This is a genomic window from Streptomyces griseoruber, assembly GCF_001514205.1.
Lineage (GTDB): Bacteria > Actinomycetota > Actinomycetes > Streptomycetales > Streptomycetaceae > Streptomyces > Streptomyces griseoruber.
Genome location: NZ_KQ948772.1, coordinates 349,185 through 375,258, shown reverse-complemented (window position 1 = coordinate 375,258; position 26,074 = coordinate 349,185). Strand labels below are relative to the sequence as shown.

Below are 26,074 nucleotides of genomic sequence, written 5' to 3'. Positions count from 1 at the left end.
CCGCTTCGGCGAGTGCGGCGATGATCCGGCGCACCTGCTCCGCGTAGGCGTCGATGAACTCCGGTGAGGCGGGATCCTGCCCGCTGAGTTCACGGGCGATCCACGGGATGGCCACCGGAGCGATCGACGCGGCGAAGAAGACGAGGGCCACGGCCCCGACGTCGAGGTCGCTCCGGAACTCACCGCGCGCCTGCCGCTCGCGGAGTTCCTCGACGTGCTTGAACAGCTCGGCGGCCCGCTCGTCCTCGGCGGGCGGGCGCGTGCCGGGCTCCTCGCGCGTCAGCGTGTGCACCCACGCCGGGTCCTCGTGCGCCCAGTGGACGTAGCGTCGTACGGCCTCCGCGAAGGTGTGGGTCCGGCTGACGCGCATGGACTCCTCGAGCCACTGATCGCTCAGTGCCTCGTACAGCCCGCGCTTGCCCCCGAAGTAGTAGGTGATCAGCTGATGGCTGACGCCGGCCGCCTCCGCGATCCGCACGACCCGGGCCCCGTCGAAACCGTGGGCGGCGAACTCCGCACCGGCGGCGGCCAGAATGGCCCGCCGGGTGCCCACCGGGTCCCGCTGGCGGTCGGGATCCTTGGGGCTCCTGCGGCGCTGCTGCCTGCCGGACGGCGCTTCCGACTTTCCTGAGGTCCTGTCCTCCGCTGCCACAGGGACGACCTTACCTGCGGTCTTGTTGGGCAGGCCAACTACTTGCGGCCTCCGTCGTCCTCGCTCAGCCGGCAGCCGGGGACTCCACGCGGATCACGCTCCAGCCGACCTCCGGTGCCCGCACCGCCGCCCGCTCCACTCCGGCCTCGGGGCCCAGCAGATCGCGCGCCATTTCCCCGACGGCCCACGTGGGCGTGTTCGCGGCCAGGACCCGGCCCTCGCCGGTGATCACCACGGCCTCGCCGCCCAGGTGCTTGAGCGAGGGGATGACGATCTGCTCGAAGGAGGCCACTGGGACGTCGGCCCCGACGACGCCGACGAACTCGCCGTGCACCGTCAACGGCCGGGTGAACGTGAGGGTGTAGAGGCCGGCGCAGTGCAGGTCGACGTACGGCCCCATGACCGTGCCGTGGCCTTCGTCGCGGGGGATCACGAACCACGGCTTGAGGGTGTAGTCGTAGAAACTCTCACTCCGCGGATCCAGGTTGAGCCGCAGGGGCCGGGAGCCCCGGTCTCCGGTCCGCTGCCACCACTCGAGGTGGAAGGCGGCGTCGGCGAGCACGTCGGGTGCCATGACGACACCGGTGCCGTTGAACCTGTCGCCCTGCTCGTGCAGCAGGTTCCGGATCGTCGGCCGTACGGCGGCGAGGTCGCTCGTCCCGGGATGACGGCCCTTCCGGCCGACCGCGCTCAGGCGTTCCCGCGCCTCGGCCTCCAGGACGGCCAGCGCCGAGAAGACGGATTCCACCGCGTCCCGGATGGATTCGCTGCACCGGACGATGCCGGTGGCTGGGGTGCTGGTCATCACTGTGCTCCGTCAAGGAGGGCGGCACGCGGGTGCGCCACCGGGTCAGGCATCGGTCAACCGTAGGTGCGTACGTACCAGATGGCGAGCGCCGGCGATGGTGTGTTCCTCGGCGAGACGGCGCGCCTCCGCGGCGTCTCCGGCCATGATGGCCACCAGGATCTCGTGATGCTGGTCGGCGAAGGCCGACGCGTCGGGCCCGTCGCCGCCCGGCAGCCAGAGCAGCGGCCCGAGTTCCGCCTGCAGCCGGACCTCCAGGCGTGTCAGCCGGACGGACTGTGTGGCGACGGCCACCTCGATGTGGAAGCGGGCGTCGGCCTTGCGGCGTTCGGCGGGGGACTCGGCCTTGCGCAGGACGGTGATCAGGCGGTCCAGGCTCTTCGCCAGGTCCGAAGGGGCGCGTTCGGCGGCGAAGCGGGCCGCGGTGCCGGAGACGGCGAACTGCTCGTCGCCGAGATCGCGCAGCTCCGAGATGCCCAGTTCCCTCAGGCGGGCCTGGTGGATCCTGGTGAGGCCCTCTTCCGGGTTGCGGATGAAACTCCCGCCGTTGCGTCCGCGCCGGGTCTCGACGAGTCCCTGTTCGCGCAGGATGGCCAGGGCCTCGCGCACCGTGCCGTTGGCGACACCGAGCTGGCAGGCGAGGTCGCTTTCGCTGGGGAGCTGTTCTCCCTCGGCCATCAGCCCGATGGTGACCGCTTCGGCAACCCTGCGGACCACCATGTCCGCCCGGCCGGAGTCGCTCAGCGGCGCGAAGGCGGCGCTCATCACCGGCGAGCGGCCGTCCACTGCCGCCACGGCCCCTCCTCAAAGGTCGAAGATCCGTAACGAGAGATCGCCGCCAGGATAACAGTCAAACCGTTGTCCTTTGAACTTCAATGTAGTAGGTTTTCGCCACTTCGACATGCCGGACACCTATCGGTCCTCGTCGGCCTCCCCCACGGCCCCGGTCCTGCCGACATCCCGCTCAGCAGCGTGTTTCCCTCAAGGAGCCCGTCGATGAACGACGCCACGCAGTCCCCGCCATCCCCCGCAGACGCCGACGCCCAGCGCCTCGCCGCTCTCGGTTACGAGTCCGAGTTCAAACGGGACATGAGCCTGTGGGCGAACTTCTCGCTGGGGTTCACCTACCTCTCGCCGGTCGTCGGTGTGTACACCCTCTTCGCGGCCTCGCTGATGGCCGGCGGCCCGCCGATGATCTGGGCCTTCGTCATCGCGGGTGTCGGCCAGCTGCTGGTGGCCCTGGTCTTCAGCGAGGTCGTCGCCGAATTCCCGGTGGCCGGCGGGGTGTACCCGTGGGCCCGGCGTCTGTGGGGCCGCAAGTGGGGGTGGATGACCGGCTGGATCTACCTCCTGGCGCTGCTCTCCACCATCTCGGCGGTCGCCTACGGCGCCGGCCCGTACGTGGCCGCGGTGTTCGGCTTCGCCTCCAGCACCACGACGACGATCCTCTGCGCGCTGGGCCTCCTCCTGCTCGCCACGGTCATCAACTTCGGCGGCACCAAGGTGCTCTCCGCCGTCGCCGTGTTCGGGTTCGTGGCCGAGATCATCGGAGCCGTCGTGGTGGGCGCCTGGCTGCTGATCGCCAACCGGCACCACGGGCTGGGCGTGCTGTTCGACGGCTTCGGGTCCCAGGGCAGCCACTCGTACCTCTACGCCTTCGCGGCCGCCTCGCTCATCGGCGTCTTCCAGTACTACGGCTTCGAGGCGTGCGGCGACGTGGCGGAGGAGGTGCCCGACCCCGGGCGGCGCATCCCGACCTCGATGCGGCGCACCATCTACATCGGCGGTGCCGCCGCGACGGCGGTGTGCCTCGCGCTCATCCTCTCCGTCAGCGACTTCGGCGCGGTGATCTCGGGCAAGGACGCCGACCCGGTGACCACCGTGCTCACCGACGCGTTCGGCAGCGGCGGCGCCCGCGCCGTCCTGGTCGTCGTCCTGCTCTCCTTCATCTCCTGCGCGATGAGCCTGCAGGCCGCCGCCAGCCGGCTGACCTACTCCTTCGCCCGCGACCGGATGATCGTCGGCAGCCGCGTGCTGGCGGCGTTCTCCGAGCGGCTCCGGGTGCCGCCCAACGCCCTGCTGCTCGCGGCCGTCCTCCCGGGGCTGATCATCGTGGGTTCCGCGTACTCCGCCGACGCCCTGGTGAAGATCATCTCCTTCTCCACCCTCGGCATCTACCTGGCCTTCCAGATGGTCGTCCTGGCGTCCCTGCGGGCGCGGCTGCGCGGCTGGCGGCCGTCCGGCGAGTACCGGCTGGAGCGGTGGGGACTTCCGGTCACGATCGGTGCCCTGGTCTACGGCATCGTCGCGCTCGTCAACATCAGCTGGCCGCGCACGCCCGGCACGCCCTGGTACGACAACTACATCGTGCTGGTCAGCGGCGCCGTCGTGGTGGGGGCGGGCGCCCTGTACATGGCCGTAGCCAAGCCGCACGAGCGGGGGGACGCCCCGGCGGGAGACGCGCTGGCCGCGTCGGCCGCGCAGGAGCCCTCCTCGTCGCCCGCCTCCGTCTGAGCACACAGATCCCCGGCTTTCCCTTTCCGCCGTCGCGCGCGACGCGACGCCGAGACCCGAAGGTGGAACGAACATGCCTCCAACCCTGCCCACAAAGGCGCTCGTCGACGGCTCGTGGCTGGACGGCGGTGCGGGCAGCTTCCCGGTGTGCTCCCCGCAGTCCGGTGAGCTGATCGCGGACGTGACCCGCTGCGACGCCCAGGACGTCGCCCGTGCCGTGTCCGCCGCCCGCCGGGCCCAGCCGCAGTGGGCCGCGACGCCCCTCATCGAACGGGTCAAGATCCTGCGCCGGGTCCACGCGCTCTTCGCCGAGCGCGCCGAGGAGGTCGCCCAGGTGCTGACGCTGGAGATCGGCAAGACCGTCGCGGAGGCCCGCGAGGAGGTCATCGAGTACGCGGCCCCCGCCTGGCAGAAGGCCGGTGAGGAGGTCCTGCGCCACCGGGGCCTGTCGTTCCCCTCCACACAGGAGCAGACCAACAACAAGCGGCTGGTCATGAACTACCGCCCGCTCGGCGTCGTCGGGGTCGTGACCCCGTACAACTTCCCCACCGACATCTCCTCGATCGCGCTGGCGCACATCGTCGCCGCCGGCAACACGGCCGTCTGGAAGCCCTCGGAGTACGCCCCGATCAGCTGCAACCTCGTGGCGGAGATCTTCACCGAGGCCGGCCTGCCCGACGGCGTGATCAACGTCGTGCACGGGCTCGGCGACGTCGGGGCCGCCCTCGTCGAACACCCGGGCGTCGACGGCCTGTTCTTCACCGGCTCCACCGCCACCGGCGAACGCATCGCCCGCGCCGCGGCCCTGCGCCCGCACCTGCTCGAACTCGGCGGCGACGGCCCCTTCATCATCCTCCCCGACGCGGACATCGACGCCGCCGTCGAGGCGGCGGTCAACGGCTGCTTCTACTTCGCCGGTCAGGTCTGCACCTCGGCGGAACGGCTCCTGGTCCACGAGGACGTCCATGACGAGTTCGTCGCCAAGCTGACCGCCCGCGCCGCCCAGCTCCGCATCGGTGACCCGGCGTCGGAGGACACCGACATGGGCCCCGTCCGCAACGAGGCCTCCCTGCGGCGCATCGCCGAGCATGTCGCGGACGCGCGTGACAGGGGCGCCGACGTCGTGCAGTTCGGCAAGGAGGAGGGCCTGTTCTTCCCGGCCACGATCCTCACCGGCGTCACGCCTGAGATGCGCATCGCCCAGGAGGAGACCTTCGGCCCGGTCGCCCCCGTCATCAAGGTCTCCTCGGTGCAGGAGGCCGTGCAGATCGCCAACTCCAGCGACCTCGGCCTGATCGCCTCCCTGTGGACACGGGACCTCGCCACCGCCTGGCGCGTGGGGGAGGCCCTGCAGCACGGCACGGTCAACATCAACGAGACCAGCAACTACTGGGACCAGCTCGCCCCCTTCGGCGGCACCGGCAAGAGCGGCGTCGGCCGCGAACTCTCCGGCTGGTTCCTCGACACCTTCACCGAGGCCAAGCTCCTCGTCTTCGACCTGGGAGACGGCGAGCTGCGCTACGACCGCCGTGCCGAAGGGGGCTGGTGACCATGAGGAAGCCCCGTCTCGCCGCTGTTCTCGCGGCCACCACCTGTGCTGTTCTCGTCGCCGGTGTCTCCGTGGCGCAGGCCGGCGACAGGACAGCGGGTCACCGCGGCGGGCCCGCCGTGTTCACCGTGATCGAGCACGCCGACACCGACACGGTCGTCGACCTCGGGCCGCGCGGTGACAGCATCGGGGACACACTGGCCTTCGGGAACCCCGTCTACGACACGGCCGGACACCAGGTCGGCGGCTCCCAGGGCTCCTGCGTGCGCACCAAGGTCGGCACGGCGTGGGAGTGCAGCTGGACGACGACGCTGAACGGCGGATCGATCGTCGTCCAGGGACCGTTCCACGACGCGGCCGACTCCACGCTCGCGATCACCGGCGGAACGGGCAAGTGGCGCACGGCCCGCGGACAGATGCACCTGCACGCCCGCGACGCCAAGGGCAGTGCCTACGACTTCACGTTCGCGGTGGAGCGCTGACCGGCCGACCCCGGCGATGCTTTACCTCCACTTCTGAATGTCATGGACGGTGAGGGCGGTGGGTGTACCGCTTGCCTGGCTGATGCGACGCCAGGATCTGCTGCTGCGGGTGGTGGCGGGCCGCGGCGGTCTGGACCGGGACGTGGTCTGGGCGCACAGCATCGAACTCGCCGACCCGGCACCCTGGTTGACCGGTGGTGAGCTGCTGCTCACCACCGGGCTCCGGCTGACGGCGGATCCGGGCGCCTGCGAGGACTATGTCGCCCGTCTGGTGAAAGCCGGAGTCGCCGCCGTCGGCTTCGGGGTCGGCCTGTCGCATGCGCGGGTGCCCGAGGCGCTGGTCGACGCGGCCGAGGAGGCCGGGCTGCCGCTGCTGGAGGTGCCGCTGCCCACACCGTTCGTGGCCGTCACCAAGGCGGTCATGGAACGTCTGGCCGAGCAGCAGTACGAGGGTGTCGTACGGGCCTCACGCATCCAGCCGCGCATGACCCGCGCCGCGTTGCACGGCGGGGCCCAGGCGGTGGTGCGGGAACTGGCCGTCTCCACCGGCACCTCCGTCGTCCTCCTGGACCACGACAGCAAGGTGCGCACGGCTCATCCACCCGACGCCGGAGCGTCCGAGGCTGCCCTGCGTGCCGGTCTGAGCTCCCCGAAACAGGCGGCGGCCGCGGTGAGCAGCGGCCGGGACGGAGTCGTGGCCGTGCAACAGGTCCGCGTGGGACCGCGTGCCCACGGCCGCCTGGTCCTGGTCGCCGACCGGACCCTCACACCGGTCGATCACCTTCTGCTCGGGCACGCGGCATCGCTGGTCGCCCTGGAGGCGGACAAGCCCCTGCGGCTGCGCGAGGAGCAGAACCACGTCAACGCGCTGTTCCTGCGGATGCTGCTGGACGGTTCCGTCACCGCGTCCGCCGCCCTGGACCACCTCACCGAGGCGGGCTTTCCGGTCCGCGACGGCGTCCGCGTCCTCGTCCTGCGCGGCGGCAGCCCCCGCCGGGCCCTGGAGGCCGTGGGGACGGAGCTGGCGGAGCGCGGTCTGCCCCTGTTCGGCCGCGGGCACGGCGGATGCGCGGCGGTGCTGCTGCCGGCCGGCCACGCGGTCACGGCACAGACGGTCACGGACGGCGCACGGGCCCGGCTGAGGTCGCGCACCTGGGCCGGGCTGAGCGCCGTCCACGACCTGGCCGACGGACCCGCGGCGCTGTCCGAGGCCCGGAACGCCGCTTCGGTCGCCCAGGCCCGCGACACCTTGGCCCTCGTGTCCTTCGAGTCCCTGGCCGGCCGGCTGCTCGCCGCCACCCCCGAGACGAGAAAGGTCCTCGCGACGCTGGCCGAGGCTCAGCTCGCTCCTCTCAGCGCGCACGACACCGCACACGGCACCGACCTGCTCGACTCGCTGCGTACCTTCCTGGAGCACAACGGCGGCTGGGAGGCGGCCTCGGCGGCCCTCGGCGTGCACCGGCACACCCTGCGCAGCCGCATCGAGCGGGTGCGTGGCCTGCTCGGCGCGGACCTCGACTCGGCGCACGTGCGCGCCGAGCTCCTGCTGGCGTTGTGCGCCTGGCAGGAGCCCGGCGGCAGCGACCGAACCGGCTGACGGACGGTCACACGGCCGAGGCCAGCTCCTTGGCGAGGGCCTCGCCCAGGATGGTCAACCCCTCCTCCAGCAGAGCGTCGGAGATCGACAGAGGCGGCAGGAACCGCAGCACATTGCCGTAGCTTCCGGCGGTCAGGACCAGCAGCCCGTCCGCGTGGCAGCGCCTGGCCACGCGAGCGGCAAGGCCGGGAGCGGGCACCCGGTCACCCGTCGGCTCCACCAGCTCGATCGCGATCATGGCACCCCGGCCCCGTACGTCACCGATCGCCGCATACGCGTCGGCGAGCCCGCCCAGGTGCTCCAGCATGGTGTCGCCGATCTGCCGGGCCCGTTCCAGCAGCCCGTGCGCCTCGATCTCCTCGAAGACACCCAGTGCCGCCTCACAGGCCACCGGGTTGCCGCTGAACGTCCCGCCCAGACCGCCCGCCGGAACCGCGTCCATCAGCTCGGCGCGGCCGGTCACCGCACCCAGCGGCAGTCCACCGGCGAGTCCCTTGGCGGTCGTGATCAGATCGGGCTGGATGCCCTCGTGCTCGCAGGCGAACATCCGGCCGGTACGGGCGATGCCGGCCTGGATCTCGTCCACGATCAGCAGGATGCCCCGGGCCCGGCAGATATGGGCGACGCTGCTCAGGAATCCGGGAGCCGGGACGACGAAGCCGCCCTCGCCCTGGATCGGCTCGACCAGGACGGCGGCCACGTTCTCCGCACCCACCTGACGGTCGAGCAGATCCGCGAGCGCGTGCGCGGCCTCCTCGGCGCAGCGGACGGGGCCGGTGGGCCAGCGGTACGGGTACGCCATCGGGGCGCGGTGGACCTCTGGCGCGAAGGGACCGAAGCCCTGCTTGTAGGGCTTGTTCTTGGCCGTCAGGCTCATCGTGAGCAGCGTGCGGCCGTGGAAGGCGTGGTCGAAGACGACGACGCCGGGGCGGCCGGTGGCGGCCCGGGCGATCTTGACGGCGTTCTCCACGGCCTCGGCGCCGGAGTTCACCAGGATGGTGCGCTTCTCACCGGGGACGGGCGCCAGCTCGTTCAGCTTCTCGCACACGTCCAGGTAGGACTCGTACGGGTTGACGAGGAAGCAGGTGTGGGTGAACCGGCGCAGCTGCGCGGCCGCGCGCTCCGCCACCGCCGGGGCGGAGTTGCCGACCGTGGTCACGGCGATACCGCTGCCGAAGTCGATGAAGGAGTTGCCGTCCGCGTCGACGATCACCCCGCCACCGGCCGCCTCCACGAACACGGGCAGGACGGCACCGAGGCCGGCCGGCACCAACTTCCGCTGGCGGGCCAGCAGTTCACGGGAGCGCGGGCCGGGGATCTCGCTGACGACCCGCCGGACCTGAGCGAGGTCGGGGCCGCCGGCCGGCCGGGAAACACCGGACATGAAACGTCCTCCGGAGGTGCGGGGTTGGGAGGGCCGAGCCAAGCAGGCGCGGGGTGCACAGGCCATGGACACAAGGGCGCGTTCCGAGCCCGCGGGGCGGGACATCTCGTCCAGTGCCGTCCCGCGGGCGCCGTCCCCGATCCGGTGAGCAATCCAACGAACTGGTTCGTTTGACTGGCCCCGGCGCGCCGTGCCACGCTGGAAGCGAACCATCCAGTTCGTTTGATGGGAGTCGTTCCGTGCCCCGCACCGTGGACTCAGCCGCGTCGGCCCCTGCGGAGCTGAGCGACAGGCTGCCCCTGGTGATGGCATTGGCCTGTGGCGTCGCCGTGGCCAACGTCTACTTCCCGCAGGCGATCACCCCGCTGATCGCCCATGGCTTCGGCGTCGGTCAGGACACGGCGACCGTGCTGACCACCGTCACCCAACTCGGCTACGCCGTCGGTATCTTCCTGCTGGTGCCGCTCGGCGACCGGCTGTCCCGTCGCCCGCTGATCACCGTGCTGCTGGCCGTGACCGCGCTCGCCCTCCTCGCCGCCGGTCTCGCCCCGGCCATCGGCCCGCTCCTCGCCGCAGGGGCTGTGGTCGGTGTGGCCACCGTGGTCCCGCAGATCCTGTTGCCCATGGCCGCGGGCCTGGTCGGGCCCGAGCGCCGGGGCGCCGTCACCGGCACCCTGCAGGCCGGGCTGATCGGCGGCATCCTGCTGGCCCGCGCCTTCGGCGGCATACTGGGCGAGCACCTCGGCTGGCGTGCCCCGTACCTGGTGGCGGCCGTGCTCACAGGAGTGCTGGCTCTCGCCCTCGGCTTCGCTCTGCCGCGCAGCGTCCCGACCGTGCGTGACCGCTACCCCACCCTGCTCGCCGACACCCTGCGGCTCCTGCTCCGCGAACCTCTGCTGCGGCGTTCGATCTACTTCCAGGTCACCGTCTTCGGGGCGTTCAGCGCGGCCTGGACCGCTGTCGCCCTGCTGATCACGGGCCCGCGCTACGCCATGGGAACCCAGGCGGTGGGTCTGCTCGCGCTGATCGGCGCGGCCAGCATGTTCCTGGCACCCGCCGCCGGTCGCCGGGTCGACCGGTACGGTGCCGACCGGGTCAACCTCTGGTGCGTCCTGCTCGCCCTCGCCTCCGGAGCCCTCCTGCTGACCGGCCTCGCCGGCGGCCCGGCCGGAATCGTCGGCCTCGGCGCGGGACTGCTCCTGATCGACGTGGCCGTGCAGTGCGGGCAGGTGGCCAACCAGGCGCGCATCTTCGCCCTGCGCCCCGAGGCCCGCAGCCGGCTCAACACCGGCTATATGACGTGCAGTTTCGTCGGCGCCAGTGCCGGCTCCTGGCTCGGGACGCGCGCCTACACCCAGCTGGGCTGGGGGGCCGTCTGCGCTGTCGTCGCCGTGTGCGCGCTCCTCGCCCTCGGCGCCTGTCCGACCGGCCGCCGCAAGGGCACCGCCACGCCTCTCCCCGCCGCGTCGCCGGACCGGAGGACGACGGCGACGCCGTAGACGGGACGCCCCCGGGCGCTCCCTCCCAGGAGGCGGACGTCGGCGCCTGGCACGGGGCCGCGGTCACCGCGACGGGCAGCCGGTCGACCGGTCCGGCATCAACGTCCACGAACTCGACGCCGACGGCCGCGTCCAGGACACCAAGGCGTACTTTCGACCCCTCCGTCTTCCGGGCCCGGCTCGGCGCGAGCCGCCGACGCGGCCCGACGTCCTCGGCTGGACCGGCGACGAGTCCACGTCCCGGCAGGTTCTGCACGCGTTCATCGACGCCGGCGGAGTCGCCGGGGTGGACACCCTGCGGGAGATCGCCGAAGCCCACGGCACCGGGCCCGCCACCGAGGAGTCCGGCAGGCTCGGCGAGGTCTCAGCCAGGGTTCCCCAGGGGACCCGGTATCGGCACGGTCCAGGGCTGCCGGTGAGGTCTCACATCCCATTGACCGTCAACCAGCCCGGTGTCGCACGTCATGGGTCGGGTGTGACGGAGTGCAAGTGACACGGTCGGGAGGCGGCCGAGGAGGATCCGCGCACCCGCAGGACGCATCCGGCACTCGCGCAGCGGCCCGGGAGCTCCCGGAAGTCCGCCAGGTCCATGCGGGAGGGCGGCAGCGACACGGCCCTGCGGGCAATCGACTCGCGCCGGGAGTCGACGGTGGCCTGCGAGGGCGAGGTGAAGAGGGCTGACCCGATGTCGTCGAAGCCCGCCGGCGCCACGTCGTCCGGGACGGCCACGCCGCTGCGTTCGAGCACCGACAGCGCGCGGGTGGCGGTGACGTCGTTGCAGCAGAACGGAGCGTCGAAGCGGACGCCGGTCCGCAGCAGCCGTGGCTGCCACGCGGTGGGGACCGGACCGGACTCGGATCGCATGCTGCCCAGGTCCGGGGCTGTGGGCCCGTTCCGCCTCCCGCGAGGAGAGGCAATGTCCCCGGGCCGCGCCCGCCCCCGGGCGCGTGAGCCGTGTCCGGTACGCCGATCCCCTCACCGCGGCAGGCGCCGCACCATCGACGGATCGGCGTGTCCGGACAGCGGCGCACGGGCCGTTTCGTCCAATGCGCCGGGGACGCGGCCTCCCACACAATGACGGCCTCACCCAGCCCGCCGCGCCCAGGGGACCCAGCGGCGTACCGGGACCTCCCGGAAGGAGTGCCGATGCGATCCACCGCAAGCAGCAGCACACGGCGGGCCGGACCGGTCCGGCAGGCCCGGACGCTGCGCCACCTCGTCGCCGGGGAGTGGCGGACCGGCCAGGGCGGCGACCTCGTCGACCTCAACCCGGCCCACCCCGGCGAGACCGTGGCTGTCGGACGGATGGCCACGGACCACGACCTCGACCAGGCCGTCGCGGCCGCACGGGACGCCTTCCCCCGCTGGGCCGCCACGCCGCCTCCCGCCCGCGGCCGCATCCTCGACCGTGCCGCCGAGGTCATCGACGCGCACGCCGAGCAGTGGGGCGAGGAACTGGCCTGGGAGGAGGGCAAGACCCGCGCCGAGGGCATCGGCGAGGTACGCCGGGCCGCGGAGATCTTCCGCTACTACGCCGGTGAGGGCTCCCGCCCGGTCGGCGAGGTCTTCGCCTCGCCCCGCCCCGGCGAGCAGATCCATGTGATCCACCGGCCGGTCGGCGTGGTGGCGGTCGTAACACCGTTCAACTTCCCCATCGCGATCCCGGCCTGGAAGATCGCCCCCGCGCTCGCCCACGGCAACACCGTCGTGTGGAAGCCCGCCAGCCTGGTGCCGCTGCTCGCCATGCGCCTGGCCGAGGCGCTGGTCGAGGCCGGGCTGCCGGACGGTGTCCTTTCCCTGCTCATCGGAAGCGGCAGCCTCGGCGGCCGGCTGGTCGAGCACCCGGGCGTCGACGCGGTCACCTTCACCGGTTCGACCTCGGTGGGACGCGGCCTGATCGCGGCCTGCGGGCGGCTGGCCCGGCCGGTCCAGACCGAGATGGGCGGCAAGAACGCGGCCGTCGTGCTCGCCGACGCCGACCTCGAACTCGCCGTACGGGAAGTGCTGGCCGGCGCCTTCCGGTCCACGGGGCAGAAGTGCACCGCGACCTCCCGGCTCATCGTGCAGGAGCCCGTCGCCGACGAGTTCCTCGACCGGCTCACCAAGCGCGCCGCCGCCCTGCGGGTCGGCGACCCCCTGGACGAGACCACCGACATGGGCCCCGTCGTCTCGGTCCAGGCCCGGGACGACATCCAGCGGGCCGTGGACGCCGCGGCCGCCCGCCCCGGCGTGGACTTCCTCACCGGCGGCCGGCACTACGACGACGACCGCATGACCGGAGCCTTCGTCCAGCCCACCGTGGTCGAACTGGCCGGCGACGACCCGCTCTGGCGCGAGGAACTGTTCGGCCCCGTCCTCGCCGTCCGGCGCACCCCGGACGTCCGGGCGGCACTCGCCCTCGCCGACGACACCGACTTCGGCCTCTCCGCCGCCCTCTTCACCGACGACCTGCGGGCCGTCACCGCCGCGACGGACCAGATGGACGTCGGCGTGCTGCACATCAACTCCGAGACGGCGGGCGCCGACCCGCACGTGCCTTTCGGCGGCGTCAAGCACAGCGCGTACGGGCCGAAGGAACAGGGCCGCGCGGCCCGCGAGTTCTTCACCCGCACCAAGACGGTGTACCTGCGCAGCTCGGGAGGACCGACGCCGTGACCAGCCCCTCGGCGCTGCCGCTGAGCGGCGTGCTCGTCGCCGACTTCGGCCGCGTCCTCGCCGCGCCGTACGCCACCATGCTCCTCGCCGACCTCGGCGCCGACGTCATCAAGGTCGAGCACCCCGCCACCGGGGACGACACACGGGCCTGGGGCCCGCCCCACGCCCACGGCGAGGCCACCTACTTCCTCTCCGTCAACCGCAACAAGCGCTCCCTCGCGCTCGACCTGCGCGACGAGCGGGACCGCCGCCGCGCGACCGAACTGGCGCGCCGCGCCGACGTGCTCTTCGAGAACTTCCGGCCCGGCACCCTGCACCGGCACGGGCTCGGCTACGACCGGGTCAGCTCCGGCAACCCGGGCATCGTCTACTGCTCGATCACCGGCTTCGGTGCCGGACCGGGGGCCGCCCTTCCCGGCTACGACCTGCTGATCCAGGCCGTCGGCGGGCTGATGAGCGTCACCGGCCCCGCCCCCGGGCAGCCCGTGAAGACCGGCGTGGCCCTCGTGGACGTCCTCACCGGCCTGCACGCCGCGATCGGTGTGCTCGCCGCGCTGCGCCACCGCGACGCGACCGGCCAGGGACAGCACATCGAAGTCGACCTGCTCTCCACCCTGCTGTCGAGCCTCGTCAACCAGGCCGCCGGATACACCCTGGCCGGCCGGGTACCGGGGATCCTGGGCAACCGGCACCCCTCCATCGCGCCCTACGAGGTCTACCAGGCCAAGGACCGGCCGCTGGTTGTCGCCGTCGGCAACGACCGCCAGTTCGCCGCCCTGTGCCAGGGCCTCGGCGCACCGGAACTCGCCGACGACCCCCGCTTCGCCACCAACCCCGACCGGGTCGCGCACGTCGACGAACTCGCCCGGAAACTGGGCGAGTTGCTGGCCACCCGAACAGCGGCCGAATGGTTCGAGCACCTCACGCCCCTGGGCGTGCCCTGCGGACCGGTCAACGACCTCGCCCAGGCATTCGACCTCGCCGAACGCCTCGGCCTCGCGCCCCGGGCCGCGGTCACCGACGACGACGGATCCGCCATGGACCTGGTCGCCAACCCGATCTCCCTGTCCCGCACCCCGCCCCGCTACGCCCGCCGCCCGCCGCGGCTGGGCGAGCACACCGGCGAGATCGCGGACTGGCTGGACTCCTGACCGACACTCACCCCTGGAGCACACGATGAGCGGCGCCAAGCCGATGAAGGACCCTCTCGACCTGCTCGACCTCTCCTCCACCCTCACCGACGAGGAACGCGAGATCCAGGCGACCGTCGCCAAGTTCCTCGCCGACCGGGTGCGCCCGCACCTCGGCGAGTGGTTCGAGAACGCCCACTTCGCCCGCGAACTCGCGCCAGAACTCGGCAAGTTGGGCGTGCTCGGCATGCACCTGGAGGGCTACGGCTGTGCCGGCACGAACGCCGTCAGCTACGGCCTGGCCTGTCTGGAGCTGGAGGCGGCGGACTCGGGCTTCCGCAGCTTCGTCTCGGTGCAGGGCTCGCTGTCGATGTACTCGATCTGGAAGTGGGGATCGCAGGAGCAGAAGCAGGAGTGGCTGCCCCGGCTCGCCGCCGGCGAGGCGATCGGCTGCTTCGGCCTGACCGAGCCGGACTTCGGCAGCGACCCGGCCGGGATGCGCACCCGGGCCGTGCGTGACGGCGGTGACTGGATCCTCGACGGCTCCAAGATGTGGATCACCAACGGGGGCATCGCCGACGTGGCCACCGTCTGGGCGCAGACCGAGGAGGGCGTGCGCGGCTTCCTCGTCCCGCGCGGCACGCCCGGCTTCACCACCCAGGACATCAAGCAGAAGATGTCGCTGCGCGCGTCCGTCACCTCGGAGTTGCACTTCGACCACGTCCGGCTGCCCGACTCGGCGCGCCTGCCGCTCGCGGAGGGTCTGCGCGGCCCGCTGTCCTGCCTGAACGAGGCCCGCTTCGGCATCCTGTTCGGCGCGGTCGGCGCGGGGCGCGACTCGCTGCGGGCGGCCCTGGAGTACGCCGACTCGCGCGTCCAGTTCGGCAAGCCCATCAGCGCCTTCCAACTCACCCAGAAGAAGCTGGCCGACATGAGCGTCTCGCTCGGCGGCGCCGCTCTGCTCGCCGTGCACCTGGGCCGCCTGAAGGACCAGGGCCGTATCCGCCCCGAGCAGATCAGCGTCGGCAAGCTCAACAACGTGCGCGAGGCCCTCGCCATCGCCCGCGAATGCCGGACCGTCCTCGGCGCCAACGGCATCTCCCTGGAGTACGCGCCGCTGCGCCACGCCAACAACCTGGAGTCCGTCCTGACCTACGAGGGCACCAGCGAGATGCACACCCTGGTCGTCGGGCAGGCCCTCACCGGCCACGCGGCGTTCCGCTGATGCCCGGCTCCCGTCAGGAAGGTGCGCCATGACGCAGGAGACAGCCGGCCGCGCCTCCGCCTCGGCCCCGTCGGCAGGGACCGACATCCGACGCGTCGGCGTCGTCGGGGCGGGCCTCATGGGCAGCGGCATCGCGGAGGTCTGCGCCCGAGCGGGGCTGGACGTGCTGATGTGCGAGACCGGACCGGAGGCCCTGAAGGCCGGACGGGACCGGATCTCCGCGTCGCTGGAGCGCGGCCTGCGCAGCCGCAAGCTCACCGCGGCGGAGCGCGATGCCGCACTCGGCCGGATCCGCCTCACCACCGAGATCGCGGAGTTCGCCGACCGGGATCTGGTGATCGAGGCCGTGGCCGAGGACGAGCAGATCAAGACCGAGGTGTTCGCGGCCCTGGACAACGTCGTCACCCGGGCGGACGCGATCCTGGCGACGAACACCTCGTCCATCCCGGTGACGAAACCGGCGATGGCCACCCGCCGTCCGCAGCAGGTCATCGGCATCCACTTCTTCAATCCGGTGCCGGTGATGCCGCTCGTCGAGATCGTCCCCTCACTGCTGACCGGGGATCGGACACGGGGACGCGCCGAGGCCTTCGTCACCGCGACGCTGGGCAAACACGCCATCGGGGCGCAGGACCGGGCCGGCTTCGTCGTCAACTCCCTCCTCGTCCCGTACCTGCTGTCCGCCGTCCGCATGCTCGAATCCGGCTACGCCACGGCCGAGGACATCGACAACGGCATGGTGCTCGGCTGCGCCCACCCCATGGGCCCGCTGCGGCTGGCCGACCTGATCGGTCTCGACACGGTCAAGGCCATCGCCGACTCCCTGTACGAGGAGTTCAAGGAGCCGCTGCACGCCCCGCCGCCCCTGCTGCTGCGGATGGTCGACGCCGGACTGCTCGGCAGGAAGACCGGCCGCGGCTTCCACGACCACTCGCGCTGAGCGACCCGCCGTACCGTACGCGCCCGACGCGCCGCCTGAGCGGGGCAAGGGCTTGACGTGCGGGAAAGGAATCCGATGATGGCGGGGTGAGGACACGGAACGGCGAGTCGGTTCTGGCGAGGGTCGTGCGGATCTTCGAGGCGTTCACGCCGGAGGAGTCGGCCCTGACCGTCTCGGAGATCTCCCGGCGTACGGGGCTGCACGTGGCCACCGCGTCACGGCTGGTGGCGGAGCTCGTGTCGTACGGCTTCCTGACCCGGGACGCCGACCGCAGGGTCCGGGTCGGCATGCGCCTGTGGGAGCTGGCCACCCGGGCCTCGCCCACCCTGTCGCTGCGCAACGCGGCCATGCCGTTCATGGAGGGCGTCCACGACGTCGTCGGCCACCACGTCCAGCTCGGTGTGCTGGACGGCGAGGAGGTGCTGTTCCTGGAGCGGCTGACGGCACCGGGCGCGGTCGTCAACTACACCCGCATCGCGGGCCGCCTTCCGCTGCACGCCTCCTCCAGCGGCCTGCTCCTGCTCGCCCACGGCCCGGACGACCTGCGTCGGCGGGTCCTCGAAGGGCCGCTGCACCGCTACACGCCGGACACCCCCGCCACGGCGGCGCGGCTGCGGGCGGTGCTGGCCGAGGTACGCCGGCAGGGGTACTCGTACTGCCCGGGGTACGTCCACCCGGACGCCCTGGGTGTCGCGGCGCCGGTGCGCGACGCGCGGGGTGAGGTGGTGGCCGCGCTGGCGGTGATCGTCCCCAACGAGGCGGGGGCCTCGTCCGTCGTGCCGGTGGTGCGGACGGCGGCACGCGGTGTCTCCCGTGCGCTGGGGGCCCCGGGCGCCGAGGGGCGGCGCCGGGAGTCCGGTGATCCACGTGACGGCAGTGCGACGGCCGTATGACAGCCGACGGAAGTTCGTCTCTCACTGAGTGAGAAAGCCGTCGCGACCGCCTTTCCCCGCCGCGCATCCTGCCTGCAACCCAACGACGGGAGGCGACAGCGTGGTCGGAACCAGCATGGTCGCGGACGCCGGGTCCGGCGTCGGTCCGGGACGGCCGGCACCGGGGAACGCGGCGACCCTGACGATCTCCGCCAAAGAGGGCATTGCCGAGGGCGTGGTGTCCCTCACCCTCACCCACCCGGGCGGTGCCCGGCTGCCGGACTGGACGCCCGGCTCCCACATCGACCTCGTCCTGCCGGACGGGACGACTCGGCAGTACTCGCTGTGCGGCGACCGATGGGACGCCCACACCTACCGCGTCGCCGTGCTGCGGGAGCCCGCGGGACGGGGCGGATCCGCCCATGTGCACGACCGGCTGCGTCCGGGGGACCGCGTCGGCGTCGGCGGCCCGCGCAACCAGTTCCCCCTCGTGCCCTCGGAGAAGTACCTCTTCATCGCCGGCGGCATCGGCATCACCCCGCTGCTGCCCATGGTGCGCCAGGCCGAACTGCTCGGAGCGGACTGGCAGTTGCTGTACGGCGGGCGTACCCGGGCGTCGATGGCCTTTCGCGAGGAGCTGACGGCCGCCCACGGCGAGCGGGTGCAGGTCGTCCCGCAGGACGAACTCGGGCTGCTGGACCTGGCGGCCTGGCTGGGCACACCGCGACCGGACACCAAGGTGTACTGCTGCGGTCCCGCCCCGCTGCTCGCCGCCGTCGAGGCGGCCTGCGTCGCCTGGCCGGCGCACGCCCTGCGCACGGAACGCTTCACCGCCGCCGTGCAGACCCCGCCGGTGCGCAAGGCGCCGTTCGAGGTCGAACTGCGCCGCACGGGACGCACCGTCACCGTCACCCCGGACGTGTCCGTGCTGGAGGCGGTGCGCCGCGCAGGGGCGGAGGTGCTGTCGTCCTGTGAGCAGGGCACCTGCGGCACGTGTCTGACACCGGTGCTGGCGGGACGGCCCGACCACCGCGACTCGATCCTCGCCGACCACGAACGGGCCGTGAACGACTGCATGTTCCCGTGCGTGTCGCGCTCCTGCGGCGACCGCCTCGTGCTCGATCTCTGAGCACACCCGACTTTCTCCCCTTTCCCCAAGGAGCCGCGATGACCGAGGCACTGGAGCGTGCCGTCGTACCGCCTGCCAGCGACGCCGACCCGTTCGCCCACGACGCCCTCTTGGACCCCGAACCGCTGCACCGGGCCCTGCGCGAGGCCGGTCCGGTCGTGTACCTCTCGCGCTACGACGTCCACGCGCTGGCCCGCTACGAGCAGGTGCACGCAGCCCTGGTGGACTGGCAGCACTTCGAGTCGGGTTCGGGCGTGGGCCTGGCCAACTTCCGGCACGAGACGCCGTGGCGCCCGCCGAGCCTGCTGCTGGAGGCCGACCCGCCCCGGCACGACGCGCCACGGCGGGTACTGCGCGAGATCCTGGCCCCGCCCGCCCTGCGCCGCCTGCGCGAGACATGGCACTCGGTGGCCGAGGAACTCGTCGACCAAGTCCTCTCCGCGGGAACCGAGTTCGACGGCTTCGCGGCGCTGGCGGAGGCGTTCCCGCTGCGTGCGTTCCCGGACGCGGTGGGTCTCGGCCCGGACGGCCGGGAGAACCTCCTGCCCTACGGCAACATGGCCTTCAACGCCTTCGGCCCGCGCAACGACCTCGTCGCGGCCGACGCGCACCGGGTGGCCGGACTGTCGGCGTGGGTGAACGCCCAGTGCGCACGGGAGAAGTTGGGGGAGGACGGTTTCGGCGCGCGGATCTGGGAGGCCGCCGACCGTGGCGAGCTGACGTACGAACAGGCGCCGCTGGTGGTGCGCTCCTTGCTCACCGCCGGCGTCGACACCACCGTGCACGGCCTGGCGGCCTGCCTGTACGCCTTCGCCACCCACCCCGAGGAGTGGCAACGGCTGCGGCAGCGACCGGAGTTGGCGCGGGCCGCGTTCGACGAGGCGGTCCGCTGGCAATCGCCGGTGCAGACGTTCTTCCGTACCGCCACCACCGACATCACCGTCGCCGGCACGGTCATCCCCGCGGACACGAAGATCCTCATGTTCCTGGGCGCGGCCAATCGCGACCCGGCCCGCTGGACCGATCCGGACCGCTTCGATCTCACCCGCGACCCCTCCGGCCATGTCGGCTTCGGCATGGGCATCCACCAGTGCATCGGCCAGCACGTGGCCCGCCTGGAGGCCGAGGCGCTGCTGACCGCGCTGGCCCGCCGCGTCGAGCGGATCGAGCTCGTCGGCACACCGCAGCGCCACCCCAACAACACCCTGCGGTCGTGGGCGTCCCTGCCCGTGCGCGTCCAACCGGCTGCCTGACCGGCCGTCGATCACCGAGAAACGTGAGGGGACCGAGGAGTGTCCCAGCAGGTACGAGGAGTCGTCGCGCGGGCGAAGGGCGAGGCGGCCGGTGTCGTGGAGTCGGTCGGCGGGGGCGTGACCGACGTCGAGCCCGGTGACTTCGTGATCCTCAACTGGCGTGCCGTGTGCGGTCAGTGCCGGGCGTGCCTGAGCGGCCGTCCCCGGTACTGCTTCGACACCCACCACGCGAAGCAGAGGATGACCCTCACCGACGGCACCGAACGGTGCCCGGCCCTGGGGATCGGTGCCTTCGCCGATCCGGTGATCTCGGGCAGGAGCACCCACCCGGCCCCGGGCAACAGCCGCGACCCGGCCACGGTGAAGCCGATCCGGGCCCCGCCGCCGGGGCGAGGCCCCGCGGTCACCGTGCCGCCGTGGGCGTCGGCGCCATCGCGGACGATGGCGAGGCCGAGTCGGAGCCGGGCGGGGCGCGAGCGGTGTCGGCGCGGTAGAAGCGGTCGAACACACGGGGCAGGGTGTCGGCGTCGATACCCGGTCCACGGTCGGACACGGTGACCACTCCACGGCGGATGCGGACCTCGATGGGATCGTCGCCGTCGGGGTCGAACTCGGCGGCGTCCGCCAGCAGGTTGCCCAGCGCGCGTTCGAGGCCCTGCGGGCGGCCACGGACCACGGTGCCGTCGGCGCGTCGACATGGACCAGGCGACCGCCGCGCCGGTACACGCGCCGCGCGACACGGCGGCCACCGCGGCGAGGTCCACGGCCTCCTCGGCCTCTTCCTGGCGCGGACGGAACCGGGTCACCAGGCCACGGGCAGCTCCGACACGCCGTGGACCGCGCGGCCCTCGAACGCGTGCCGCTCCGCGGGCGGGCCGGTCAGGCGGAGGGTGGGCAGGCGGTCGAAGAGCATCGGCAGGGCGATCTGGAGTTCGGCGCGGGCGAGCGACTGGCCGAGGCAGTGGTGCGGGCCGTGGCCGAACGCGAGATGGTGGCCGGCGTCCCGGGTGAGGTCGAGGGTGTCGGGGTCGCCGAAGACCGCGGGGTCCCGGTTGGCGGACTGGAGGGCGACGACCACGCCCTCACCGGCGCGGATCGTCACCCCGCCGATCTCGGCGTCCTCGACGGCGATGCGGCGCAGCCCGATGTGGACGACGGTGAGGTAGCGCAGGAGTTCCTCGACCGCGCCCGGGACGAGGTCGTCGTCGGCGCGCAGCGCGTTCAGCTGGTCGGGATGGCGCAGCAGGGCGACCACGCCGAGCGAGAGCATGCTCGCGGTCGTCTCGTGCCCGGCGACGAGGAGCTGGACCAGCATGCCGGCCGCCTCCGCCGCCGTGGCCTCTTTGGTGGCGACCCGTTCGACGGCGAGCTTGCTCATCAGATCGTCGCCGGGTTCCCGCGACTTGGCCGCCAGCAGCTCCTGGAGGTAGCCGAAGAGGGCCGCCCAGCCGGCCCGCATCGCCTCCGGTCCGGCCGAGACGGTGGCGAAGGCGGCGGCGTGCCGGTGGATGAACTCCCGGTCGGCGTAAGGCACTCCGAGCAGTTCGCAGATGACGAGGAGCGGCAGCGGGAGGGTGAAGTGCTCCACCAGGTCGGCCGGCGGGCCCTTCTCGACCAGACCGTCGAGGAGTTCGCCGGTGATCCGCCGGACGGCCGGCCTGAGCTGTTCGACCCGGCGGAAGGTGAACTCGGGGATCAGCATGCGGCGCAGCCGGGTGTGGTCCGGCGGGTCCATGGCGAAGAGCTGGCCCGGGGTGGGCGGCGGGGGCGTCGGCTGGAGGCCGGGGAAGCCCGGGCGGACGTTGCGCGCGCTGAAGCGCGGATCGCCGAGGACGGCACGGGCGTCCTCGTGCCGGGTGACGAGCCAGGGGTGGGTGTCGCCCCACAGGGTGATCCGGGCCAGCGGCCGCTCGGTGATCCAGCGCCCGTACTCGGCGGCGGGGTCGAGCAGGGGACGGTGGTGGGGGAGGGGCGGTGGGGTGTCCGTCGCGTGCATGGGGGGCTCTTCCGGGAAGCGGGGGGATCGGACGGTTTCCGAGAGTGGTCCGAGGGTGGTCCGAGAGTGATCCGAGGGTGATCGGCCGGTGACGGGTGGTCGTCCAGTGGCTCAGCCGGTGATGCCGGCCAGGCCGAGGAGCAGGTCCTTGACCTCGGTCGCGGCGATCCGGTCGCGCGCGGGGCCGGGCCGGGAGCACAGCAGGACGGGGCTGTCCTGCGGGTCCTCGGGGAGCCGGCCGTGGCTGCCGCGGACGCCCGAGGGGTCCAGCGGGACGGTCCGGATGCGGTAGCGCAGGCCGGCCTTCTTGCGCGCGACCTGGCCGAGGGCGCGTGCCTTGACGCCGGGGACACTGGGGTCGTAGAGGAGTTCGGCGGGGTCGTAGCCGGGTTTGCGGTGGATCTCGACCTGGCGGGCGAAGTCCGGGGCACGCTCGTCGTCCAGCCAGTAGTAGTACGTGAACCAGGCGTCGGACCGCGCCACCGCGACCAGTTCGCCCGAGCGTTCGTGCGCGAGTCCGTGCCGGGCCTTGCCCTGCTCGTCGAGCACCTCGTCCACCCCGTCGAGTCCGGCGAGGATCTCGGCGGTCTTCGCGAGGTCGGCCGGGTCGCGGACGTAGACGTGCGCGATCTGGTGGTCGGCGACCGCGAAGGCGCGCGACGTCATCGGGTCGAGGTACTCCATGCCGTCCTGGGTGTGGACCTCCAGCAGTCCGGCCCGGCGCAGCGCGCGGTTGATGTCGACCGGGCGGGACACGGGCGCGATGCCGTACTCGCTGAGGATCACGACGGTGGCGTCCTCGCGGCGGAAGTGCTCCAGGAGGGGACGCAGCGCGTCGTCGAGGCGGCGGGCCTCGCGCGCCGACCGCGGCGAGCCGGGGCCGGAGCGCTGGGGCTCGTAGTCGAGGTGCGGTACGTAGACCAGGGTCAGGTCGGGGCGGTGCTCGTCGAAGATCTGGCGGGCGGCGGCGAGGATCCACTGGCTGGAGGGCATACCGGCGTTGGGTCCCCAGTAGGTGAACAGGGGGAACGGGCCGAGTCGGCTGGTGAGTTCGTCGTGCAGGGCGGGCGGCCGGGTGTAGCAGTCGGGTTCCTTGCGGCCGTCGGAGTAGTAGACGGGGCGCGGGGTGACGGTGAAGTCCACGTCGGCGCCCATGGCGTACCACCAGCAGACGTTGGCGACCGTGTAGTCGGGCCGGGCGCGGCGGGCGGTGTCCCACAGCTTCTCGCCGCCGACCAGGGCGTTGTGCTGGCGCCACAGCAGGACCTCGCCGAGGTCGCGGAAGTACCAGCCGTTGCCGACGACACCGTGCTCGCCGGGCGGTGCGCCGGTGAGGAGGGTGGACTGCACGGAACAGGTCACGGCGGGCAGGACGGTGTCCAGGCGGGCCTGGAAGCCCTGTGCGGCGACGGCGGAGACGGCCGGCATGTGGCGCAGCAGGCGGGGGGTGAGGCCGACGATGTCGAGGACGACGAGTCGGGTCATGGGACGGGCTCCTTTCGGGGGCGGGCGGTGCCGGGTGCCGCGACGAGGCCGAGTTCCCCGAACCGGTCCCGGGACCAGGCCAGTTCGGCGGCGATTCCCGCGACGAGGCCCTCGCGGTCCTGTGGCCTCAGCTGTTCGGGCAGGACGGACCAGGTGTAGGTCTCCACCTCCACGTGGTCGCAGACCGCCCGCGGACCGCCGAGCAGTTCCCGGAGAGCGACGGTCAGTTCGGTCGTCGTGGTGCTCAGGGGCGGTTCGGGTGCGGCGTGCAGGGGCGCGTGGAAGTGCACCCGCCAGGGGGAGCCGGGGTCCAGCCCGCCGGCCAGGGCGTCCGGGAGGTCGTCCACTCCGATGACGGTGCGGGTGTCGGTGTCCGTGCCGGTTCCGGTGTCCGTGCCGGTTCCGGTGCCGGGCGGTGCGGTGCGCGTCTGGTGCAGGAAGCGGGGTTCGGCGAACCCGGCGAGGGCCCGGCGTGCCGCGGGGTCGGCGGGGTCGTCGGCCTGGAGGGCGCTGGAGGCCTGCACCTTGACGACCGGGAGGCCGGCGTCGGCGAGGCGGCGCAGTGCCTGCGCCGGGTTCTCGAACTGTACGGCGAGATGGCAGGTGTCCAGGCAGATGCCGAGCCGCTCGGGGTCCAGTCCGCCGAGTTCCCGGGCGGCCTGGACGGTGTTCTCCACCACGCAGCCGGGCTCCGGTTCGAAGCCGACCCGGATCGTACGGCCCGTCTCACGCTCCAACTCGCCTAGCTGGCTGGCAAGTTGGTCCATGGCGCGGCGTGCCGTGTCGCGCGCCCCGGCCGGCCAGGGGGTGCGCCAGGCCAGCGGCAGGGTGGAGACGCTGCCGCGCCGCGCGTCGTCGGGGAGCAGTCCGGCGAGGACCCGGGCGCAGTCGACGGTGTAGCGCAGCCGGGCGGGGTCGGTCCAGTCGGGCAGATAGACGTCCTTCTTGACCACCTCGCGGTGGAAACCCTCGTACGGGAAGGCGTTGAGGGTGACGGTCTCCAGGCCGCGGGCGGTCAGCTCGGCGCGCAGCCGGCGTACGGCCCCGGGCCGGGCGGACAGCTCGGTGACCACGTCCCGGGCCAGCCACAGTCCGATGCCGAGCAGATCGGCGCCGAGGGCCTCGCGGACCGGCTCGGCGTGGGAGGCGAGCTGGCGCACCACGCCGTCCAGGTCCTCCGCCTGGTGGACGTTGCTGCAGTAGGCGAGGTGGACGGTGGTGCCGTCGCCGTGCCGGAAGCGCACCCCGGGCTCACTCCCCGCCGCGCTTGACGGAGTTGCCCTCGAACAGGGCGCTGCCGTCGGCCTCGACGTCCTCGAGGTCGAGCCGGCCGCTCTGCCCGTAGAAGGCCACCGGGTTGCGCCACATCACCTGGTCGACGGTGTCCTCGTCGAAACCGGCGGCCAGCATCGCGTCGGCGGTCTTCCGGGTCTTCAGGGGGTCGCTGCGGCCCCAGTCGGCCGCGGAGTTGACCAGCATCCGCGCGGTGCCGTGGTCCTTCAGGATCCGCACCATCCGGTCCTCGCTCATCTTGGTGTCCGGGTAGATGGAGAAGCCCATCCAGCAGCCGCTGTCGGCGACCAGGGCGACGGTGAGTTCGTTGAGGTGGTCGACGAGGACGTGCTCGGGCGGGATGCCGGACTCGCGGACCACGTCGAGGGTGCGGCGGGTGCCGGCGGCCTTGTCGCGGTGCGGGGTGTGCACCAGCACGGGCAGTCCGTGCTCGACGGCGAGGGCCAGCTGGCGGGCCAGCGCCTCGTCCTCCTCGGGCGTCATGGAGTCGTAGCCGATCTCCCCGACGGCCACCACCCGGTCCTTGGCGAGATAGCGCGGCAGCACGTCCAGCACCCCGGCGCAGCGCGGGTCGTTGGCCTCCTTCGGGTTGAGGGCGATCGTGCAGTGGTGCCGGATGCCGAACTGCGCGGCGCGGTACGGCTCCCAGCCGAGCAGCGCGTCGAAGTAGTCGGTGAAGCTGTCCACCGAGGTGCGCGGCTGGCCGAGCCAGAACGACGGCTCCACCACCGCCCGGACCCCGGCCGCGTACAGCGCCTCGTAGTCGTCGGTGGTGCGGGAGGTCATATGGATGTGGGGGTCGAAGATACGCATCAGGCGGCTCCTGCGGGTGCGGGTGCGGTGGCGGTGGCGGAGAAGGCGGCCAGGGCCCGTACGGCCGCCTCGCGGCGGTCGGGAGAGGGCGACCCGGTCTCGGCGGGCAGCCCGGAGGCCTCCAGCGTCCCCGGGTGGGCGCGCACGACCGGCCAGACGTCGGCCGGGACGTCACGGCCCGCGGCGACCCGCTCATGGGCGAAGTCGGCCAGCATGCGGGCGAGTTCACGGTCGGCGCGCTCCGTCAGACCGGCGATCCGGGCGAGCGGGATGCCGCAGAAGACGCTCTTCAGCACGGCCTGCCGGTAGCCCTCGGCGTCCAGGTGGCGCGCGGCGTACGGTCCGAGGGCCGACTCGATCAGATCGGTGTCGTTGCTCCGCAGCGCCGCCCGCACCAGGGGCAGCCCCCGATCGGCGAAGGACGCGTCCGTGTCCTCCAGCAGGGCCAGGGAGCGCAGCACGGCCCGCTGCTCGGCGGAGTCGCCGTACCGGTGGAGGGCGGCGATCTCCTCGGCGAGTGCCGCGCCGCTGAGCGGCAGGGCGGCGAGCAGCCGGGCGCGGGCGGCGTCCGCCACCGTCCAGCCCGCGATCAGCGGGCCGCGACCGCAGCGCCGGCCCACGGCCGGGAAGACGCCGCGTACCGCCGCCGGATCCTCGCCCACCCGGGCGACCGCGTCGGCCAGCCAGGCCGCCGCGTCCGCGGTGAGCCGCTCGTCGAGGGCGATCGGGATGCGTGGGTCCACAGCGCATACCTCCTCTGTCGGATGTGCGTACGGCGAACAGCCGCACCGAGAAAGGGAA

General features: G+C 72.7%; 23 protein-coding genes and 1 pseudogene. 13 read left to right on the top strand and 11 right to left on the bottom strand.

Going from position 1 to position 26,074, the window contains the following annotated elements; all coding sequences use genetic code 11:
- The 3 genes from AQJ64_RS25800 to AQJ64_RS25790 all read right to left on the bottom strand — a co-directional run.
- Window positions 1–652, bottom strand: a 652-nt coding sequence (locus tag AQJ64_RS25800) for a TetR/AcrR family transcriptional regulator (protein ID WP_244902689.1), incomplete at its 3' end; no start/stop codon positions are given.
- 64 nt (window positions 653–716) lie between these two features.
- On the bottom strand, window positions 717–1,457 hold the full coding sequence (locus tag AQJ64_RS25795; RefSeq protein ID WP_055637782.1) for a cache domain-containing protein: 741 nt from the start codon (window positions 1,455–1,457) through the stop codon (window positions 717–719).
- Between the two features lie 45 nt (window positions 1,458–1,502).
- Entirely contained in the window at window positions 1,503–2,252 is a 750-nt protein-coding gene (locus AQJ64_RS25790) for a FadR/GntR family transcriptional regulator (RefSeq protein ID WP_240512903.1), read from the bottom strand.
- Between the two features lie 201 nt (window positions 2,253–2,453).
- Here AQJ64_RS25790 and AQJ64_RS25785 point away from each other — a divergent pair, with 201 nt between their 5' ends.
- The 4 genes from AQJ64_RS25785 (at window position 2,454) to AQJ64_RS25770 (ending at window position 7,599) form a co-directional block, all read left to right on the top strand.
- Window positions 2,454–3,971: an APC family permease gene (locus AQJ64_RS25785; protein ID WP_055637780.1), complete on the top strand. Its 1,518-nt coding sequence runs from the start codon at window positions 2,454–2,456 to the stop codon at window positions 3,969–3,971.
- A 73-nt stretch (window positions 3,972–4,044) separates the two neighbouring features.
- Window positions 4,045–5,520, top strand: coding sequence for an aldehyde dehydrogenase family protein (locus tag AQJ64_RS25780; protein ID WP_055637779.1), 1,476 nt, complete (start codon window positions 4,045–4,047; stop codon window positions 5,518–5,520).
- A gap of 2 nt (window positions 5,521–5,522) precedes the next feature.
- Window positions 5,523–6,002, top strand: coding sequence for a dirigent protein (locus AQJ64_RS25775; protein WP_240512902.1), 480 nt, complete (start codon window positions 5,523–5,525; stop codon window positions 6,000–6,002).
- Window positions 6,003–6,060: 58 nt separating this feature from the next.
- Window positions 6,061–7,599 carry a PucR family transcriptional regulator gene (locus AQJ64_RS25770; protein ID WP_063788852.1) on the top strand — a complete coding sequence of 513 codons (1,539 nt, stop codon included), beginning with the start codon at window positions 6,061–6,063 and terminating at the stop codon, window positions 7,597–7,599.
- 7 nt (window positions 7,600–7,606) lie between these two features.
- On the opposite strand, the gene gabT is transcribed toward AQJ64_RS25770, so the two are convergent.
- Window positions 7,607–8,983: a 4-aminobutyrate--2-oxoglutarate transaminase gene (gene gabT / locus AQJ64_RS25765; RefSeq protein WP_055637776.1), complete on the bottom strand. Its 1,377-nt coding sequence runs from the start codon at window positions 8,981–8,983 to the stop codon at window positions 7,607–7,609.
- A 305-nt stretch (window positions 8,984–9,288) separates the two neighbouring features.
- Here gabT and AQJ64_RS25760 point away from each other — a divergent pair, with 305 nt between their 5' ends.
- A complete protein-coding gene (locus AQJ64_RS25760; RefSeq protein ID WP_398687984.1) occupies window positions 9,289–10,482 on the top strand; it encodes an MFS transporter in 1,194 nt (397 codons plus the stop codon).
- A 462-nt stretch (window positions 10,483–10,944) separates the two neighbouring features.
- Here the strand turns inward: AQJ64_RS25760 and AQJ64_RS25755 are convergent, their stop codons facing one another.
- Window positions 10,945–11,346 carry a substrate-binding domain-containing protein gene (locus tag AQJ64_RS25755; RefSeq protein WP_055637774.1) on the bottom strand — a complete coding sequence of 134 codons (402 nt, stop codon included), beginning with the start codon at window positions 11,344–11,346 and terminating at the stop codon, window positions 10,945–10,947.
- A 282-nt stretch (window positions 11,347–11,628) separates the two neighbouring features.
- Between AQJ64_RS25755 and AQJ64_RS25750 the strand changes: the two genes are divergently transcribed.
- The 8 genes and pseudogenes from AQJ64_RS25750 to AQJ64_RS48285 form a co-directional block, all read left to right on the top strand.
- Window positions 11,629–13,137 carry an aldehyde dehydrogenase family protein gene (locus AQJ64_RS25750; RefSeq protein ID WP_055637773.1) on the top strand — a complete coding sequence of 503 codons (1,509 nt, stop codon included), beginning with the start codon at window positions 11,629–11,631 and terminating at the stop codon, window positions 13,135–13,137.
- Window positions 13,134–14,288 (top strand): CaiB/BaiF CoA transferase family protein, encoded by a 1,155-nt coding sequence (locus tag AQJ64_RS25745; protein WP_055637772.1) that lies wholly within the window; start codon window positions 13,134–13,136, stop codon window positions 14,286–14,288. The genes AQJ64_RS25750 and AQJ64_RS25745 overlap by 4 nt, the downstream gene beginning before the upstream one ends.
- 25 nt (window positions 14,289–14,313) lie before the next feature.
- Window positions 14,314–15,492 carry an acyl-CoA dehydrogenase family protein gene (locus AQJ64_RS25740; protein ID WP_055637771.1) on the top strand — a complete coding sequence of 393 codons (1,179 nt, stop codon included), beginning with the start codon at window positions 14,314–14,316 and terminating at the stop codon, window positions 15,490–15,492.
- Between the two features lie 28 nt (window positions 15,493–15,520).
- Window positions 15,521–16,432, top strand: coding sequence for a 3-hydroxybutyryl-CoA dehydrogenase (locus AQJ64_RS25735; RefSeq protein WP_055637770.1), 912 nt, complete (start codon window positions 15,521–15,523; stop codon window positions 16,430–16,432).
- A gap of 86 nt (window positions 16,433–16,518) precedes the next feature.
- Window positions 16,519–17,325, top strand: a complete 807-nt coding sequence (locus AQJ64_RS25730; RefSeq protein ID WP_055637769.1) for an IclR family transcriptional regulator — start codon at window positions 16,519–16,521, stop codon at window positions 17,323–17,325.
- A 100-nt stretch (window positions 17,326–17,425) separates the two neighbouring features.
- Window positions 17,426–18,433, top strand: coding sequence for a PDR/VanB family oxidoreductase (locus AQJ64_RS25725; protein ID WP_079061936.1), 1,008 nt, complete (start codon window positions 17,426–17,428; stop codon window positions 18,431–18,433).
- Window positions 18,434–18,471: 38 nt separating this feature from the next.
- Entirely contained in the window at window positions 18,472–19,686 is a 1,215-nt protein-coding gene (locus tag AQJ64_RS25720) for a cytochrome P450 (protein WP_055637768.1), read from the top strand.
- Window positions 19,687–19,767: 81 nt separating this feature from the next.
- Window positions 19,768–20,022: pseudogene (locus AQJ64_RS48285) on the top strand (alcohol dehydrogenase catalytic domain-containing protein); the annotation flags it as partial.
- 67 nt (window positions 20,023–20,089) lie between these two features.
- Here the strand turns inward: AQJ64_RS48285 and AQJ64_RS52080 are convergent.
- The 6 genes from AQJ64_RS52080 to AQJ64_RS25685 all read right to left on the bottom strand — a co-directional run bounded on the left by AQJ64_RS52080 (window position 20,090) and on the right by AQJ64_RS25685 (window position 26,016).
- Entirely contained in the window at window positions 20,090–20,362 is a 273-nt protein-coding gene (locus tag AQJ64_RS52080; RefSeq protein ID WP_055637766.1) for a sensor histidine kinase, read from the bottom strand.
- A gap of 126 nt (window positions 20,363–20,488) precedes the next feature.
- Entirely contained in the window at window positions 20,489–21,682 is a 1,194-nt protein-coding gene (locus AQJ64_RS25705; RefSeq protein ID WP_059203013.1) for a cytochrome P450, read from the bottom strand.
- 111 nt (window positions 21,683–21,793) lie between these two features.
- A complete protein-coding gene (locus tag AQJ64_RS25700; protein ID WP_055637848.1) occupies window positions 21,794–23,167 on the bottom strand; it encodes an alkaline phosphatase family protein in 1,374 nt (457 codons plus the stop codon).
- Window positions 23,164–24,411 carry a metabolite traffic protein EboE gene (gene eboE / locus AQJ64_RS25695; RefSeq protein ID WP_055637849.1) on the bottom strand — a complete coding sequence of 416 codons (1,248 nt, stop codon included), beginning with the start codon at window positions 24,409–24,411 and terminating at the stop codon, window positions 23,164–23,166. Before eboE ends, AQJ64_RS25700 begins: the two co-directional genes overlap by 4 nt.
- Before the next feature lie 7 nt (window positions 24,412–24,418).
- Window positions 24,419–25,273 (bottom strand): TatD family hydrolase, encoded by an 855-nt coding sequence (locus tag AQJ64_RS25690; protein WP_055637850.1) that lies wholly within the window; start codon window positions 25,271–25,273, stop codon window positions 24,419–24,421.
- Window positions 25,273–26,016 carry an EboA domain-containing protein gene (locus tag AQJ64_RS25685; RefSeq protein ID WP_055637851.1) on the bottom strand — a complete coding sequence of 248 codons (744 nt, stop codon included), beginning with the start codon at window positions 26,014–26,016 and terminating at the stop codon, window positions 25,273–25,275. Before AQJ64_RS25685 ends, AQJ64_RS25690 begins: the two co-directional genes overlap by 1 nt.
- Window positions 26,017–26,074 lie beyond the last annotated feature (58 nt).